Origin of the sequence: Desmonostoc muscorum LEGE 12446, assembly GCF_015207005.2 — a bacterium.
Lineage (GTDB): Bacteria > Cyanobacteriota > Cyanobacteriia > Cyanobacteriales > Nostocaceae > Nostoc > Nostoc muscorum.
In genome coordinates, this window is record NZ_JADEXS020000001.1 from 2,776,168 (window position 1) to 2,794,165 (window position 17,998).

Sequence of the window (17,998 nt, forward strand, 5' to 3'; positions counted from 1 at the left end):
GGATGAGGGGGATGAGGGAGCAGGGGAGGCAGGGGGAGAAAGAATAACCAATGCCCAATGCTCAATGAATGCCCAATGCCCAATGCCCCATGCCCCATACCCAATGCTCATTACCGAATTTGCAGTTCACTTTCCAATTTGTCTAGGTCTGTTTTGAGCAAAATCGTCATTTGGCCGGTAAAAGCTTTGCCCGTTTTGGGTTGGGCGATTTCTACCCAATATACATAGCGTGAGCCTACTCGTAATTCTCCTTTTAAAGCTTCCCGAATCGGAGTTTTGGCAAGACGTGCTGAGTTAACGGCCTTTTGGTTGGGATATTGGTACACGACTTCGGCGCGATCGTAGTCTTGATAAATTTCTAAGCCATAAATCACCCGCAACGATTCTTGCAGGCGCTCAAATGTCATACCGTTAATGGCATCATACATAGCAATGCGTTCACTGCGAATTCTGCCACGGTCTTTGGAAAATTCCACCCTACCAGGAGGCAATACCGAAGCTTGAAAAGTGAATCGTTGAGCAGCTGTATCAGTCTTTTGCACAAACAATTGCTCCCCATTCCTGGGGCGGAGTGTGGGATGTGCTTTAATCCAAGTGCCTACCTCTTCTGTACTTTGCCCTGGTAAAGCATTAACTTGGGAATCAAAAAGCGTTCCTGCACACAGCCAGGGCATTACAGAAAAAGGCAAAATTAAAAAGTTAAGCAGAGATTTCTTAAGCATTTTCCTATTCAGGATTTTCATGGAAATTTCCCCACTAGGGAATAACCATAGCTTTCCCGCTTTTGGGCAAGATTATTTCAAATGCCAACTCAATTTATACCAATTCTCCACGAAGACCCACTAACATTATTTCTCCCTCATCTTCCCCGCTCCCCACTCCCAATGCGGTTCGGTTAAGGTTTTTTGATGAAAATTCTTAAAAGCAAAATCGCCCAAACTACCTAAAGTGTTAACAGCTGGTTGGGCTGTGGAAGCGATCGCTCGTCTTGGCGGATATCTTGAACATCGACATAGAACTTCTATTGGTATCCAGGTACTGTGGCGAGGTTGGTTAAAATTACACGATCTCTGTGAGGGTTTGCAGCTTGCAACAGAGACTTAACGGGAAAAGTCAGCTATCTACCACCTCCAGTTAAAGAAATAGCTGTGCTTCGATCATCTTCAGGAGCGCCTTGAGTATCACGTACACCATTGGAATTATTACCTTGCGGATCACGAGGCGAACCATTTTGGTCTTGCCATTGTGGGTCTTTCTGTGTGACTAAACCAAGTTCGCCATTAGGTTCACTTAAGGTGCGGTCAGCCCCACTCTCTTTACCCAAATCCAGCAAGAACTGCTGGACATATGGTGAGGGTTTGCGAAAAACAGTGGGTTCACCAAAGGGACTAAATGGAACCCAGTAGCTATTAAACTCACCCGACCAATCAAACAGGCGATCGCCGCCTGTATTACCAACTAGCACATCTAGTCCACCGCCACCGAAAGCAAAGTCAGCATCAGCGAATTGAGGTGTATCAGAGTTGTTGTTCAGTCCACCAGCAGTATCGTGATTGTCATCAGCGTTGATAACATCGTCGCCCATACCACCGAAGAGGCGGTCATTTTGTGTACCACCAACTAACCAATCGTTGCCCAAATCACCAAAGATGCGGTCTTTACCATCATTCATTTTGTTCCCAGAGCTATCAGTAGCATCAAAGTTCAAGAAGAAGTTATTAATTTTCTTTAAGGGATTATTCGCATCGTAAGCTGCCAATTTTCGTGTTACTGGGTCGTAGCCTAGTGGATTAGTGTTAGTAACTGGATTACTGTTATAAAAAGCGGTTTGGGCTTCCGCACCAGAAATACCATCATCACCTGCACCACCGTGGAGGAAGTCATCTCCTAAACCACCATATATTACGTCATTACCACCTATTGACACAGCAGCTAGGTCAACTGTCTTGTTTAAGCGGCCAGTGATGAAAATCCAAGCACCTGTGAACGGGCCAGGCAGACTAATTTGAGTTTGGACATTAACAGTATTAATCCCGTAGAGGGTTTCTGTCAGTCCATTGCGGCTGGTGAATATCTTACCATCATCACCTAAGATACCGTCCTCACCTGCACCACCATAAATGCGATCGCTACCTGTACCACCGTAGATATCGTCATCTTGACCTTCCCCAAAGATGACATCATTACCGCTCATGCCGTGGATAACATCATCACCAGATTCACCATGCAGAATATCACCTGTACCGGGATCGCTACTAGCGCCACCTTGGGTATAATCCAACAACTCGATAGCGCGGGGAATCACTTTTAAAGTACCGTAGAAGTCGTAGGTGAAGGTCAGGAATTGACCATTACTGCCTATCAAGCGCAGAATATTGCCGTTATCGCCTAAAATATAGTCAGCATCTTGAGCATGGCCGTTAGCAGAGGTATCGCCTAAATCATTACGAGCAATATCCGTACCTGCACCACCGAAGATAGTATCAGCACCGTCGGGTCGTTGGCTGGGTGTAGTCAAGCTAAACAAGTTAGAACTGCCACCAATAATGTCATCTTGACCCAAGTTACCAAAGATGCGATCGCTACCACCATTACCTTCAATATAGTCATCACCGTCAGTACCAACCCCAGCAAAATCTTCTACAGATGCGCTAGTAGTGTTAATAGAGACTGAACCGTCACCTTGAATAGTATCATCACCCAGTTGACCGAAAATTACGTCAGCTTGTGCGCCACCTGCAATGTTGTCATTGCCGAAAATGTTGGCACTTGGGGTATCGGAGTGGTCAAACAAGACAATTTGCCGTTCTTCTACACCATTGGGATTGTTTTGAGCGTTAGGGTTTACTTGGGCATTGCCGTTACCATCATAGATGACTTGACCTTTGAGGGTACGGATACGGGGACTGAGGGCATCACCACGCCGGAGGATAGAAGCATTATCACCTGCGATCGCATCATTACCAGTGCCACCATCTAATATGTCGTTACCATCGTTACCGCCAGCTACATTGTGTCCGCCAATAATGTCATCATCACCAGCTTCACCGTAGACTGTATCATTGCCTTGACCACCAAGGGCAATATCCTTACCTACACCAGCATAAATTATGTCGTTACCACCCAGTGGATTAGCGGAGGCGTTGGTGTTGGTGGTATCGATGGAAGTAAAGGTGAATGGTTTAGTGAGGGTGGAAAGTGGTAAAAGGTTGGCGTTGACGCTGCCTTCTACCTTACCGTTGTCACCAAAGATTAAATCATTGCCATCACCAGCGTTAATTTGATCGTCACCCACACCGCCGAGAACAATATCATTCCCAGCACCGGAGTTAACAGTATCGTTACCACCGTCCTTAGCATTGGTGGTAGTGATGCGGTCGATGTTAGTTGGGTCGTTATCAATTTCCACATAGCTGATATAGCCGTTGTCACCTAGCACTACATCATTGCTTGCGCCTGTGGTGAGGTTGTCGCTACCAAAACCACCCAGGACTATATCTTCACCACTGCCTGTAGTAATTGTGTCATTGCCGCCCAGATTGCTATCTGTGGTTTCAATGCGATTCACCTTACCAGCAGCAATTGTTACCTTACCGCTATCGCCAATTGCAATATTGTTGCCGTCACCTGCATTGATGTTGTCACTACCATTACCACCCAGGATGATATCGCGATCGCCTCCAGTGGTAATTGTGTCGTTACCGCCAGCTGCGGGGTTAGCAGTTTCTACTTGTATGACATTGCTAGTGGTAAGTATTCTCTTTGTTCCTGATGTTTGGGTAATAATACCGTAGTCACCAACGATAATATTTTCGCCAATACCGCCGTCGATGGTGTCATCTCCAGCCGTTAATGAATCGCGGGAGCTATTAGTACTGGTATTGACATTGACGACTGTGAGTTCTCTGGTTATCGGATTCACGTTGAAACCAGAATCACCGTAAATGTGGTCATTTCCTTGTTGTCCCTCAATCTTGTCATTACCAGAACCGCCTGCTATGTGGTCGCCAGCTTGAGAACCGTAAATCGTGTCATTGCCAGCACCACTGTAGATAGTCAGACCCACACTAGGCAACTGCCCAACTGGGATATTCTTAAAGAGATTGCGGGCATCAATGGTATCGTTACCTGCCAGTGCAAAAGAGTTAGCTATGGGGAACTTGAAGCGATCGCTTGCTGTACCCGCTTGGTCGAAAGGCTTCAGACCGAGATCGAGGCTTTCAACAGCCGTTGGGCTACCAGCGTACCATGCACCATCTTGGGAAGTATCGCCATAGACAACCAACGGAGAATTTGTACCGCCACCACCATTGATGATGATAGTATCGCCACCAACAATTTTCTGACCTGTATTATCTGTAATGAAAGTTCCAGTTACCGCATCAGTGAGGTAGCGGTTGCCGCCGCCGTGAACTGTGGTGATGCCGCCGTGTTTGGCAGTAGTACTCAAAGTACTGGCGATCGTCAGCTTGTCATTACCACTACCCATCAGCAGATTGAGGACTTCAAAGGTTGTTTTACCTGTTGTAGCATCGCCGTATGTAATGCCGCCCTTAAATACATTCGGTTCGCCAAAGGCAGTTGTGCCGGAGAAGGTCAAGTCTGCTGCCATGTTGAAGCCGGATAGATTGGTGGCAGTTAGCACTCCTACTTTATCTTCCTGGCTGGAGTCGTCAAAGATGTTGAGGGTGTCGATTTGTTCGTTTTCATCTGGTTGAGCCGCGATCGCAAATAGAGGTGCATTCGATTCCTTGGGCAAGATGACTGCAACCTTGAGCGATCTATCTGCGTTGGTCGTACCACCGATTACTTCCACAGGCCCACGTATCTTGTTCAGTAGGTGGTCTGTGACTAGGTTTTTGGTAGTGACATCGCTGGCGATATTGACGATATCGCTACCTAGTCCGCCGATGATGCGGGTGGCAACACCAGGGGCAGTGCTGATGACGAAGAACTCGTCATCTCCTTCCAAGCCATCCACTTCGACTACTTCAGCATTATTGAAGGTAGTATTGATGCCAGCGCCGGAAATACCCTGTTCGCTGATGATAAAGGTATCGGCAAATTCTGTACCCAAAGCAACAATCTTGTCAAATCCCGTGCCGCCATCAATCGCCACTGGTGCGTTAACGTTATATTGCACTCGGTCATCACCTGCACCAGTATTGACTTGAGTATTGCCACTAGTCGATACATCACCCACAAGCGGATTGCTATTCTCATCAGCTAAGACAAAAGCACGGATGACAAACTCATCATTGCCATCGTTACCCTGTAAGTTCAATTGTGCTTGGTTACTGTAGACCGTGAAGGCATCTTCACCTGTACCACCTTTGACGGTTGTGGCAAAGCTGTTGCCTCGGCTAAGATAACCACGAGTCGTTCTGACTGTATCGAAGACATCGCTTGCTGCTAAGTTGCCTATAGCCGTATCGCGTTCGGTTCCGAATAATTGTCCGATTTGAAATTGGTCATTACCTGCACCGCCATCAAGGTTGGTGACAGCACTGTTGTCGTCGCTGGCGAAGTAGTCATTACCGCCTAAACCGTTAACGTTGAGACTGCCGTTAATGTTAGCATCGTAGTTAATGCGTTGGACTTGTTGTGGGCGATCGCTTGCCAGAGAGCTTGCCGTTTGCGTCTGTGCTAGAGTGCCATGCAGTAAGGAAACTGATGCTGGCGTATCGGCAGTTTCACCAGGAATAAAGTTCATGCGACGCATTAAGAATATGTCATCAATGGCATCGTTAGCACTGCTGTCTGCACCGTTAATCGTCAGCGTATCAGCACCATCATTTTTGGCTCCCTTGTCCAGCACATTGATGATGTAGTCGCGGTAAGCTCCCTGAGAACCTGTAGTGTTGATAGTGTAAGTATCGGTGTCTGCCTGTCCATCCAAATTGAGTGTGTCGCGCTTGCCATTTCTGGATGTGGTCATTGATTGCAGTTGGTTGACGATGAACTGGTCTTCTCCGTCATCGACTCCAGAAGTCGCCGTTGCCCCACCATAAACATTGGTCTGACCGCCGAGGAAGGTTTGGTTAAAGGTGAACGTATCGTTATCGCTATTGCCGAAAATCTCAGTCTTGTCGTCAACACCAGATCCGGGCGTAATTGTCCCTCGCAGATCCATATTAGTGCCGACAGCCGCATCGAGATTGAGATAGTCGCCTTGGATAGTAACTGTCCTGCCGGCAACGATTTCGCTGTTGTCAGTTGTAGTAACGTTGTCACCAACTCGGAGTTTTACAGAACCCGATGCGGCAATCCGTCCCTTGGAAATGTTTGTGCCTGTAGAGGTTTGACCATTTGCTAACAGTTTGAGGTCTTCACCTCTTGCTGAGGTTTCATTCACCGTCAACCGCACAATGCCATCTACCGCTTCTGCTAACAGCACATTAAGGGCAGTGCTAGTCTCTGTTAAGTAGATATTACCATCGGCTGTTGTACCGCCATCTGCCTTGGCTACTAAACGTCCTGTCGTTGAGGTATTAATTTCCAGGTCTTCCGTGCTAGTACCGATACTACCACCCAGAGCATTGAGGTCTATGTTAACAGCATCGATATTGCTATTGCTATCTTGGTTGAAGTCTAGAATCGAACCGTTGCTAGTTGTTAAAGTAGTATTGCCAGTTGAGATGACTTTATCGACATTCAAGTCGCCTGAGATTTCGGTGATGAAAATATCTTGCCCAGCCGTAGCTTTGAGCGCTCCTCGATTGGGATTAGAGGAGTCAATTTCTAGGAAATTAGAGCTAGAACCAATGCCACCTGTTTGACTTGTTAAGGTGATATTTACACCTGTAACATCACTTGCTGCATCGTTGAGAGCATCGACAATCGAGTCAGGGGCTGTCAAGGTCACGTTGTTGAAGTAAGATTTGACTAACCCAGCCCGGAAGTCGCCAGTCTTTTCACTCAAGTTAATAGAACCATCGGTTTCAACACTGACAGAGCCTGTTCCCAAAATGTCTACGATACCCTGGATGTTAATTGTGGGATTCAAGGCTGTCTTCGTGGCTGCATTCACAATGATACTGCCACCAGCTACAAGTCCTGGATTGCCGATGAAATTGCCATTAGCATCTCTGGATTCAAAGCGATACAAGGTAGCAGCAATTACCTCTGCATTTGGGTCAAGAATAACGCCCGGATCGAGAGTTGGTGACGGTACTGAATCATCGTCAGGTCGGAAGTGATTGGTGAATACACCGCTAAAGTTATCATCACCAGGAACTTTGACAGTCACACCATTGATCGCAGTGCCAGTTTCAGAGTCTTTCAGGCTATCTTGCAGCAATAGATCGATATTGTTGCCTGCTTTAATAGAATCGACATTCACCGTAAAGTTTGTAACTGCATCGTTACGCAAACGTCCTTTCAAGTTGAGGGCAACATTCCCTTGGGCATCGGCGAAAACCTGTTCTGGACGGTCGGCACTCTCAACTAGCTCGACATTAATTCGGTTAGTTGTAGTACCAATATTTCCACCTGCTTGTGCGTCGAAGATATTCGTCCGCACTATTGCTTGTGAACCAGAGGAAAGAATATTTCCCTCTGTCTTAATCAGAGTTTTACCAATTGGATTGTCGATTAAATCGTTGAAGAGAATATCTGAGGACTTGCTGTTTTCGATATCAATTAAAGTCGGCTCGACAATGCGGCGGATATCGAATTGCAACCCTACTTTATCTTTACCACCCCTGAGATAGACAGTTGGCGAGCTGGTACTGTTGACAACATCAATCTTGTTAATTGTTAGTTGCTTAGTAGAAGCATTAGATATCTTCACTTTTCGCAAAGTGTCGCTGAAGTCGAAGGTGCTGTTACTACCATTAATTACACCGCCGTTAGCTTCAAACAGTACCTCGCCAGCACCATCATTGTTGATATCGTCCACCGAAATGTTACCTGCGATCGCACCCGATTTCTGTCCACCATTCACGGTGACGTTAACAGCTTTGGTAATATTGCCGTTAGCATCCACTTCTAGGTCTGGGCTAGGGCCAGGTGTAATCACCACATCGGCATCCCAGGTAACATTACCTGATTTCAGCCCGCCGCTAGAATCGCTGTTGGCTGCCTCAACCAACAAGGCAAGGCGATTAATGCCCGATTTTTTGGTAAGTGGTGTTGTGGCATTGTCACGAGATCCGGCGGTAACAGTTGCGCCTGCGTCGGCATCAATATTTGTGTTAAAAGATTGGGTGATATCTCCCGGTTCTCTGGAAGGGCCGATGCCGATAAATAGGGAATTTTTGTTGTTGGCAATAGTTACGCCATTCGTTAGCGCCTGGATGTCAACTCCATAATTGCCGACAATTGTTGTATTTGTATTAGCACCGCCTTCAATGACGACATCCACATTTGAGGTAACATTTCCCTGACCGCGAGCGGTAGAAGCACCAAAGAGACCGCCACCTTTAGCTTTTGAGTTCACCGTATTGTCTAGTTTGGAAACCGTAGCCGCGATCTTAACAGTATCGGCAGTAATGCTGGCACTGTCACCCACAGTTGTCTTAGTGGTGTTAGTCGTGTTGGCGGTTGCCTCGCCCGTAATTACACCGATGACACCTCCACCATAGGCAACCGTACTTGCTTTGTTGGTATTGACGGTATCGGCAGTCAGTTTGAAGTTGCCTCCGGCGATAATTTGCACTCCATTAGCACTGATATTGCCACTGCTGTCCTCAACCCCTACAAAGGCTTTACTGGTGTTATTGAGCGTAGTTGTTACCTTGGTGATGCCAACTTTAACGACTCCCCCAGCGCGGTTGTCGCCACTACCAGTAATATTGGCATTAGAGCTAGATGCGATCGTCACGTCACCGCCAGCATTGATTAATTTGGCAGCAACATAAGCTGTCACTTTAGGCGATGCAGTTAATTCGCCTTTAGGAACTGACACTTCGACTACACCGCCAGCACCGCCTTGTACAGTAACTGAAGACTTGCCATCACCAGAAGATGGTTTAATTAAACTCAGAGGCACGCTACCAGAACCCAACAGACGATGTTCACCTTGAGGCTGAGAATTTAAATTCATATAGATGGATTGAGTTCCCGCAGCTGCTGTGAGGTCAATTCCTTCTGTGCCGATGAAGTGCAAACCTGTCAACCCGGCTGTATCTATATCGATCGCCGAGCCATTTGGAGTTGCCGCCAGTTTAAAGTTGTTATCATCTTGCTTAATTACGTAGTACGTAACGCCACTCTCCAGTCCGCCTAATGGTAAGTCACTGACTCTTACCAGACTGTGGGTAACGCTTGGGTCTACTCCATTGCGGGAAATTTCTATCGCTAGTCTATCGTCACCAGCAACATTAGGATCATCTATGGCATTATCCAAAGTTGTTGCTAACTTCAGTTCATTGTCATTAACTTTGATAACGAAGTAGCGTCCGTCGTTGACAAGATTGCCGATTACCGCTCCAGTCGAGCGATACACGACCTCATCGCCTGTCACAAGTCCATGATTTTTAATCAGAATATTGTTGTTGTTAACTTCAACGCTGTTGCCCTGCTCGTTTGTTTGCGGTACGACTTCTCCATCTTGCGTCGTCACATTCACATCGACAAGTCCGCTACTAAATTTCACTGGTTCTGGCGAGCGGTAAGTAACAGCTTGTTCGTTACTGAATCCGTGATTGTTAATGTTGATAGTGTCAGTATCTTTGTTAACAGCTGTCGTCCAGAATCCAGCTAGCGGTGCGGTGGCTTCTGCTAAGGTACGCGCTAGTTTGATGGTTGTGTCGTCTATCTTGCGAACGTAGTAAGTTTGTGATTGGTCGAGTCCGCCGACAATCGGATTGCTGCTGCTACTGTACTTAACGCGATCGCCTGTCTCAAAGTTATGCGGCCCCTCAAATTTAATAATGTCCTTACTAGAATCAATGCTAGCTGCATTAAATGAGGAACCTAAGCGGATCGTATTGTCGTTGGCATTTGCTACCAAGACGTTATATTCGCGTCCACTGACAAGACCGTTAATGGCCGAGTTACCTTGAGCATCGTAGACAACGGCATCTCCATCTTCTAACTTGAAGTCAAACTTGATGGTATCTGCATTCGTGTTGACATTGGCTGGCTGAATGATATCGCTGGGAGGAGTAGTGTCAACTTTGGGCGCGATCGCTTCTACAGTGACATCCCCACCCGCAATTATGCTGGAGTTGCTGCCGATATAACTGGTGACTTCAGGCGAAGCATTCACCTTGGCAACGGGAACGCCGATATCAACAACACCGCCGCCGAAGCTCTTACCGATGGCATCTCCTTCCGCTAATTGGGAGTTTGCTCTGACGGTGACATCATGCGCTATGTTTTGGGCAGAAACGTTATTGGCGATATAAGCGGATATCTTAGGAGTAATAGTAACGGTTGCTTTCGATTCTCTGACTCCCACAATACCGCCCGATCCTGTGACTACCTGAGTCGTTGCCGTATTAGCACTAGTTGCCAGCACCTCTAGATTGTTTACCTTGACAATCTGAGTTCCGGTGCCGAGATAAGCTTGAGTAGAACCTGTCACTTGAGCATCGGCTAGCATTACACCAACTGCAACAAGACCACCAGAGCCTGCTTTTGCTTGGCTATTAATGGCAGCGTTTGAGTCGGCTTGAACCTTCACATTACCTTTAGCAGTAATTGTCGTACTGTTAATGTACGCAGTAACGTCATTACTAAGTGTGGAATCGGCTTTGCCACCCGCACCAGAACCGCCAAAGGAGATAGATGCGGCAGTGGCAACAGCCAGAGCTTTAATACTCGATGTGGAGTCAGCACTAACAGTTACGTCACCATTAGTTGACGTAACATTACTACCGTTGATGAACGCCGTCACGGTATTGTCGATCGCGTTCTTTGCTAGCGAAGTGCCAACTGATGCACCGATAAGTCCGATCGATAATGCGCCCGATCCCACGTCGGAATTGATTGTGGCGCTATCGATTGCCTCCAGTTTCACCGAATTTGTTGCAGTTACCGTACTGTCATCGATCACACTAGAAATTGTGTTGGTTATAGAGTTATTCGCCGACGCGCCGCCACCGGATAAGCTGCCACCACCACCGATCGCCGCTGAAGCAGTTACAGCAACTGATAGAGCCTCAATCTGGGCAGTTGAGTTGGCTGCCAATTCCACTCCACCACTCGCTGTCACAGTACTGTGAGAAATGCGAGCTTGTACGGTATTGCCAATTTCATTGTCGGCGATCGATGCCGTTACTGTTAAACCTCCAGCCCCGATTCCACCTGCCACAGCGATGCTGCTGCCTACCGTCTTGGAACTTATATCAGAACTGTCCTTGGCGTTCAATTTCACCGAGGCTCCAGTTACCCGGCTGTCATTTTGGATAGCAGCTGCGATCGCGTTGTTAATTCTATTGTTCGCCTGGACACCTGCACCCGCCCGTGCCACGCTACCCCCACCGATGGCAACTGATAAACTGCCTGCCAGGGACAAAGCTTTTACCGTTTCGTTAGCAGTTGCATTCAGGGCAACATCCTTGTTAGCAGTAACAAAAGAATTGTCGAGCGTCGCTTTCACTTTATTAGCGATCGTGTTTTCGGCAACTCCGGCTCCTACCGATACCGTACCACTGCCGCCACCGCCACCGGCACCGGCGAGTCCAAAGCCGCCTACATCAGCTGTAATCTTAGAGCTATCATCGGCACTGAGGATGATGCCGCCGTTTGTCGTACTGACATTATTAGCGTTGTTGCTGTTGTTAATCAACGCTTCTACGGCGTTCTTAATCGTGTTAGTTGAGCTTGCACCCGCACCAGAACCCGCCAAACCGCCGCCTGCACCGCCTGTTACGGAGAGTGCCACGCCTACAGCGAGGGCATCGATTTTGGCAGTAGTCGTTGCGCTCAGGTTAATGTCGCTGGAGGCAAATACTTTGGAAGTATCGATGAAGGCTTTAACCGAGTTGTTCTTGATATCTGTACCGATGGTGTTTTTGGCAAGCGAGGCGCTGACTGCTACGCTAATGCCACCACCAGCACCGCCTGCTATTGACAGCGCACCGCTACCCGCATCTGCCTTAATCGCGGAGTTGTCTGTCGCGCTCAAGTTGAGCGTGCCACCGTTAACGGTGACTTGACTGGAATTTTTAATCGATGCTTCTATTATGTTGGCGATCGCGTTTGTGGATTGAGAACCTGCTCCCGAAGCAGTGATGCCACCACTAGCACCACCTGCAACTGCTGCTACGCCTGTAATCGTTAGGGCATTAATTTTTGCTGCCGAGTCTACCGTCAGGGAAGCAATACCAGATGTCGTCACCTTAGAATCATCAATACTGACTTTCAACGTATTGCCGATATTATTGGTTGCCAGGGACGCGCCAACAGAAACGCCTATGCTGCCTGCTTGACCTCCAGCAACGGCGATCGCTGCTGCACCTGCTGCTGCGTCGATGCTAGAAGTATCCTTGGCAAATAGCGTAACGGCTCCGGTAACATTGACATCCGATTGGTTCTTGATCGATGCCTCGATTGTGTTGTTAATAGTGTTATCTGATGAAGTTCCAGCTCCAGAAGCACTTAAAGTAGTTTGACCGAATGCGGCTGAAATCGATCCGGCGAGCGTTAAAGCTTCGATTTTGGCTTGAGAAGTCGCGCTTAAATCTAAGCCACCACCTGTAGAATTAACAATCGCGTCATCAATATTTGCCGTAACTGCATTTTGAATATCGTTTTTGGCTAGTGAAGCACCAATTGTAGTTGCACCGCTAAGTTGCTGTCCAACAGCTATGGCAATAGCAACGCCGCCAGCATCCGCTCGAATCTTAGATTCATCTTTAGCAGATAGGGTAACATTTCCACTTGCCTTTACATTTGCCTTATTTCTAATTTCCGCTTTAGTCTTGTTGCGGATTGTATTGCCAGACCCCGCACCAGCACCAGCAAACGCCCCAGCTAATTTGCTTTCCGGGGTTTTACCAGTAGGAATGTTAGCGACAAGTGTGCCACCGATGGTAACAGCTTCGATTAAAGCTAAGGAAATAGCCTCTAAATTGACATTATTGACTGAAGTAATTGATGTGTTATCAATGTAGGCTTGCAGGTTGTGTGCAATGTCATTTTTAGCAAACGATACGCCCAGCCCTGCATTACCTCCACTGAAAGTTGCATTACCAGCCGCCGCCAATATATAGGAATTGTCAGCGACATCAAGGGACAAATCGCTGCCAATATTGAGTCCGTTTAATTTCTTACCAGCGATATAAGCATTTGTACCAGCCCCGGTAATTTTGTTAACCGAAACTGAGAAACTTGCTGCTCCTCCCGAACTGGCAGTGCTGGCAGCGATCGCCGCCGATACCGCCACAATATCTGCGTTAAATTTTGCCGCAACGTCTACATTTCCTGTTGTTGTGATATCGGAACCATTAATGTAAGCTTGAGTTTGGTTATTGATCAGGTTGACACCAATGGAGGCTCCAACGCCTGCCGTACCACCATAACTTAATGCTCCGGCAACGCCTATTATTGATGACTCATCTGTTGACTCGATTTTAATGCTACCAGCCGTAACAGAGGAATTGTTGATGTAAGCAGAGGTATCACTGTCAATCTGGTTAACAGATACCGACCCAGCTACAGCTATACTGATGCCACTCGTTCGCGCTGCACCCGATCCGCCAGCCGTAACTGTAACCATGCTGCCCGATACTTGGGCATCAAGCCTCAGCTCGCCTGACATAGTTACAACAGAATTGTCAATGTAAGCTTTTGTCTTACTGTTGATCGTATTTTGCGAATACGATCCGGCGATTCCGGCTGAACTTTTACCTCCTACAGAGATTGCCGCCGCACCAGCTACAGCAGTGATGTCGGTGTCGTTAATCGCAGATATATCGAATCCAACAGCATTATCAATCTTGGCATTACGAATGTAAGCTTCAGTAGTATCGGTAATCGTGTTGATAGAAACATCGCCAGAAATTGAGATTCCCCACTTAGCTTTTCCTGCTTCCTCTGAGGGTGCCTCAACGCCAACTGAAGGAAGTGAAACTTCTGGAACTTTTGGAGTTTCTGGACCCGTTACTGCTGCTGCCAAACTGCCACTACCAATCAAACCATTATTCAAGGCGACAATTTTAACTTTACCGCCGGCAGTTAAAGAACCCGCATCATCCGACTCTGTACCTTTATTACCAATTAATGCTTTTGTATCGCGGGTAATGTCATTAAATCCTAAAGATGCACCAACACCAACGTTGTCTGCAACTGCAATACCCCCAACAAATTTAAACAGTTGTACTTCATCTTCAGCAATCACTAACTGATTTAGATTAGTCTTGTAGGCGTTATTTTCAACAGCCAATATACCATCATCGTCTATTGTTAATTTGCCATCTTTGTTACTATCTAAACCGAGTATATATTGCTCTACTTCAACATCTAATAAATCTCGTTCTTTTGCTACAAAATAATGTTCTTTCCCTGTAGCAAGTGTTGGATTTAAGTTGATGACATTGCCAGCAAATGCGTCGGCTTTGGTGGTGGCAAGCTGAATTTTCTTAGGATCTTCCGTAGCTATCACATAGTAAGTTTCGTTATTTAACAATCCACCGACGGGATTGTTACCGCTAGTGTTGTATGTAAAAACATCTCCTGTTTTTAAGACGGGGAAAATATATTGTGGCTGCAGATAGGGAGGCCCGTACTGAGGCTCTAACGGCTCTATATGAATTGCCTTACCGTCTTGTGCGTCGGCTTTAGTTTGAGCTAGCTTGATTTTTTTAGGGTTCTTACTGTCTACGATAACATAGTAAAGTTGACCATCAGACAATCCACTAACGGGGAGAAGAATAGCAGAGGGTACGTCATATATGATCGCATCTCCAGTTTCTAAACCAAGTTCGCTTCCCACAGTGATGGTATCCGTAGCCCCATCCACATCAAATTTGGGAGAGAATGTAATAGGACTGCGAGTTGGATATTTGTTGAATGTGATTGTTTCATCATCCCCATTGACATCGGTAGAGGGGTTAAAAGTAGCAGCATCATCCGGATATAATAATTTTTGGAAACCGTTTTGTAGATTGTCTTGTCCAAAAGGCTGGCGAAAATCTTTATCGATTTGGATGAAACCATCTCCTGTAACAATAGTTGCTCCATCATCAATCTGAGATATAGTGTGATTATTAACAGTAGCAATGGAAACACTGGCATTAACTGCTGCCTCTTCTGCCTTACCACCTGACTGTGTAAAAGAAATCTGTCGCTGCGCCGTGTCGCCTCTAACAAACAATGTCTCGCCGTAAACACTAGCACCTTTTTCGATCAGCGCCGTTGTATTGTTGTTGTAAACTGTCTGTAGATATGAACCTCCAACACCTTTTGCTGACTCTGTACCAAAGAAGAGAATGTCAGCGTTGCCGGACAGATCCACCGTCTCAACATCAGTTTTTGCCTGTATCTTAACGTGCTGTTCTTCAGAGCGATAAGTTTCCTGCTGATTTATCTTCGCATTCTCATGAATAATGGCGTTGGTAGTATTGTTTAACTCAAAATAATTACCCGAACCCGCACCGGCAAATTTATTGCCTACTGCTGCACTTTGCGCCCAAGATGAAAATAACCCATTTTGCAGACCAAAGTTGGTATTCAGTTTCTCAATGATATCTGCAGCTCCTGTTAGCTGAAACCACTGAAGATCGTAAGGAACTCTTGTTTCAGCCGTTACGGAAAGAGACTTCTTCGCATCAACAATTGTATTGTCGCCAATAAAGGCGCTAGAGTTATTATTAAACCTGCCAATAGTAATGGCACCACTAACGGAGTTGTTGCTATTGTTGCCCGAAGAACTGGGTGTTACTTTTTCAGAATCAACAACACTAATAGCGGCTATTTCGGGAACGAATGAAAGTGAGGAGTTAACTTTGAGATTCCCTGTTTTGGATACAACGTAGGCGGAATTAGCAATATTAGCTGTGGTATTGTTAGTATCATCTGCATAAGCAAATGCTCCTCCTAGCTTGAACGCTCCAGTAGCCCCACTTCGTGCATCCAGGAGATTAAGACCCTTGGCTTTATAGAAATTACCAATTGCTTTCAGAGGAGCCAAATTAGTAATTATCTTACCTACAAGACCGCTACCGACATCTGCATCAGCTTGCGTATCGTTCTTAGGTGTATTGGATTGTGCCTCAATGTTAATATCACCTCCAACTGTGATATTTCCACCGATAGTAGCTGTCACATTACTGTCATACAAAGAGACAGCTGCACTCAACGCCACTGAACCATCGTTATAGGCAGCCGCAGTAGATAAAACTCTGTGTTCTTTATCCATCCGCGCTTTGACATCCAGCCTGCCACCAACATTAATATTGGTATTATTACCAGCAATACTAGAAGTGGCTTCAATGTCAGAAAAACCAAGTGCTAGTGTGATGTCACTTGCGGCTTGGGCATCAATAGGTATTAGTAACTGCCTAGCACTAGCATACAATACACTATCAGCACGAGAATCGATTGTTAAGTCACCTGCTGTATTAATGGTTACGTTATCTTCGACAATAACTTTAGCTTTAGGGCTGGTTTGGGCATAAGCAATTGCGATTTCGCTTGATAATGTATTAACGATCGCCTCAGCTTCAGCTGTAGATTTGAGTGTCACCGATGAAGCATCGATGTTACTACCCTGACCAATTGTAACTGTGGACTCAGCTTTAGATAATGCCCCTCCACCTAAAAAGCTTATGCTCCCTAGAAAATCAATAGCAGGTTCAAATGTACCTGCAACACTATCTCCATCAAATGTATTAGCAGCATTTGAGTTCGTTTCTAATAGAATATTCTTACCCTTTAGTGTTGCACCAGTAAGAGTGATGTCTGTATAGGCATACCTAACCCGTATAACTGGTGTTATCAGCGCACTATCATCCCTGGCATTTAAAGTAATGTCACCAGCTGTATAGGTGCTACCATTCTCTACTTGAGTGAGAATTTTTGCTCCATTACCAACATTGATAATTGGAGCGCCAAACTCTAAATTTCCCGAATTACCTATAGAATTCGCTGTTAAATAATCCGTACCGTTAATTTGGCGAGTTGATACAATTACGTTATTTTTAACAGTAATTTTATCTGCTTGAATTACCAAATTGGGAAGACCACCACTACCTAAAAATCCCTCTATGTTAACGTTATCATCAGCAATTAAAGTGAGCTTGTCGGCGATGTTATCTCCATTACCTCTAATTTGTAAATTATTAATATTGACGCTACCATCAATCTTTAATTTTCTATCACCACTAACAACTATTTCTTCATTAATATAGTTAGTATCGCCATTGATTTCTTGGTCGCTTGTAAGATTGATCAGCAATACAGAATTAAAATTGCTTACAGATTGAAATAATGAGCTTGTCTCAATTCGTCCTACAGTAGATTCTAACTGCCAATTACCGCCCAAGGCAGCACTACCTGTCAAATCATTAGATGCAGCAACATCAGCATCTGTAAGTTTGCTTATATCTTGAATAAACTCAAGACCTTGCTCTCCTTGTGCGACATCACAACCATAGAGAAGAATATCAGCATCTGCTGTGAGAGAGTTAGCCCAACCGAGTAAACTATCTTGATAATTTTCAAGATTGTTCTTATTCAAAACTCCTGAGCCAAGTTGTAGGCTACCAGAACTACCATGAGAAACAATATGAATAGAGGATATACCTTGATGTTGTGCTAACGCATCAGTTATTTGTTGTACTCCATCCCGCTTTGCATCCAAAAAAATAATTTCTGCCAAAGGATCTATAGCTGAGATTAAGGTTTGATAATTCTGAACACTGGCAGAATCAATAAATACTAAATCGTGTGATTGAGTGGAAATTTGACTATTTTTATATGTAATAGGGTTGTTAACAGTGTTATTTAATTTGAGATCAAGCTGAGAACTAAGAATGTCGCTAGATGTATTACTCAGACTAAATTGTTGGCTACTACTTTTATCTTCTGGAAGAAGCATATTTTTTAT

Annotated in this window: 2 protein-coding genes and 1 pseudogene; 1 reads left to right on the forward strand and 2 read right to left on the reverse strand. The window is 45.7% G+C overall.

Annotated features, from left to right (window positions below):
* Positions 1-110: 110 nt before the first annotated feature.
* Positions 111-722 carry a hypothetical protein gene (locus IQ276_RS11980; RefSeq protein ID WP_193913539.1) on the reverse strand — a complete coding sequence of 204 codons (612 nt, stop codon included), beginning with the start codon at positions 720-722 and terminating at the stop codon, positions 111-113.
* Positions 723-912: 190 nt separating this feature from the next.
* Between IQ276_RS11980 and IQ276_RS11985 the strand changes: the two are divergent.
* Positions 913-1,104, forward strand: a pseudogene (locus tag IQ276_RS11985) (IS4 family transposase); the annotation flags it as partial.
* 13 nt (positions 1,105-1,117) lie between these two features.
* On the opposite strand, the gene IQ276_RS11990 reads toward IQ276_RS11985, so the two are convergent.
* Positions 1,118-17,989 (reverse strand): DUF4347 domain-containing protein, encoded by a 16,872-nt coding sequence (locus IQ276_RS11990; protein ID WP_193913525.1) that lies wholly within the window; start codon positions 17,987-17,989, stop codon positions 1,118-1,120.
* Positions 17,990-17,998 lie beyond the last annotated feature (9 nt).

What these genes read in the sequence shown, in the direction of transcription:
- IQ276_RS11980 (WP_193913539.1), bottom strand. Translation starts at nt 722, where the DNA reads ATGCTTAAGAAATCTCTGCTTAACTTTTTAATTTTGCCTTTTTCTGTA.
- IQ276_RS11990 (WP_193913525.1), bottom strand. Translation starts at nt 17,989, where the DNA reads ATGCTTCTTCCAGAAGATAAAAGTAGTAGCCAACAATTTAGTCTGAGT.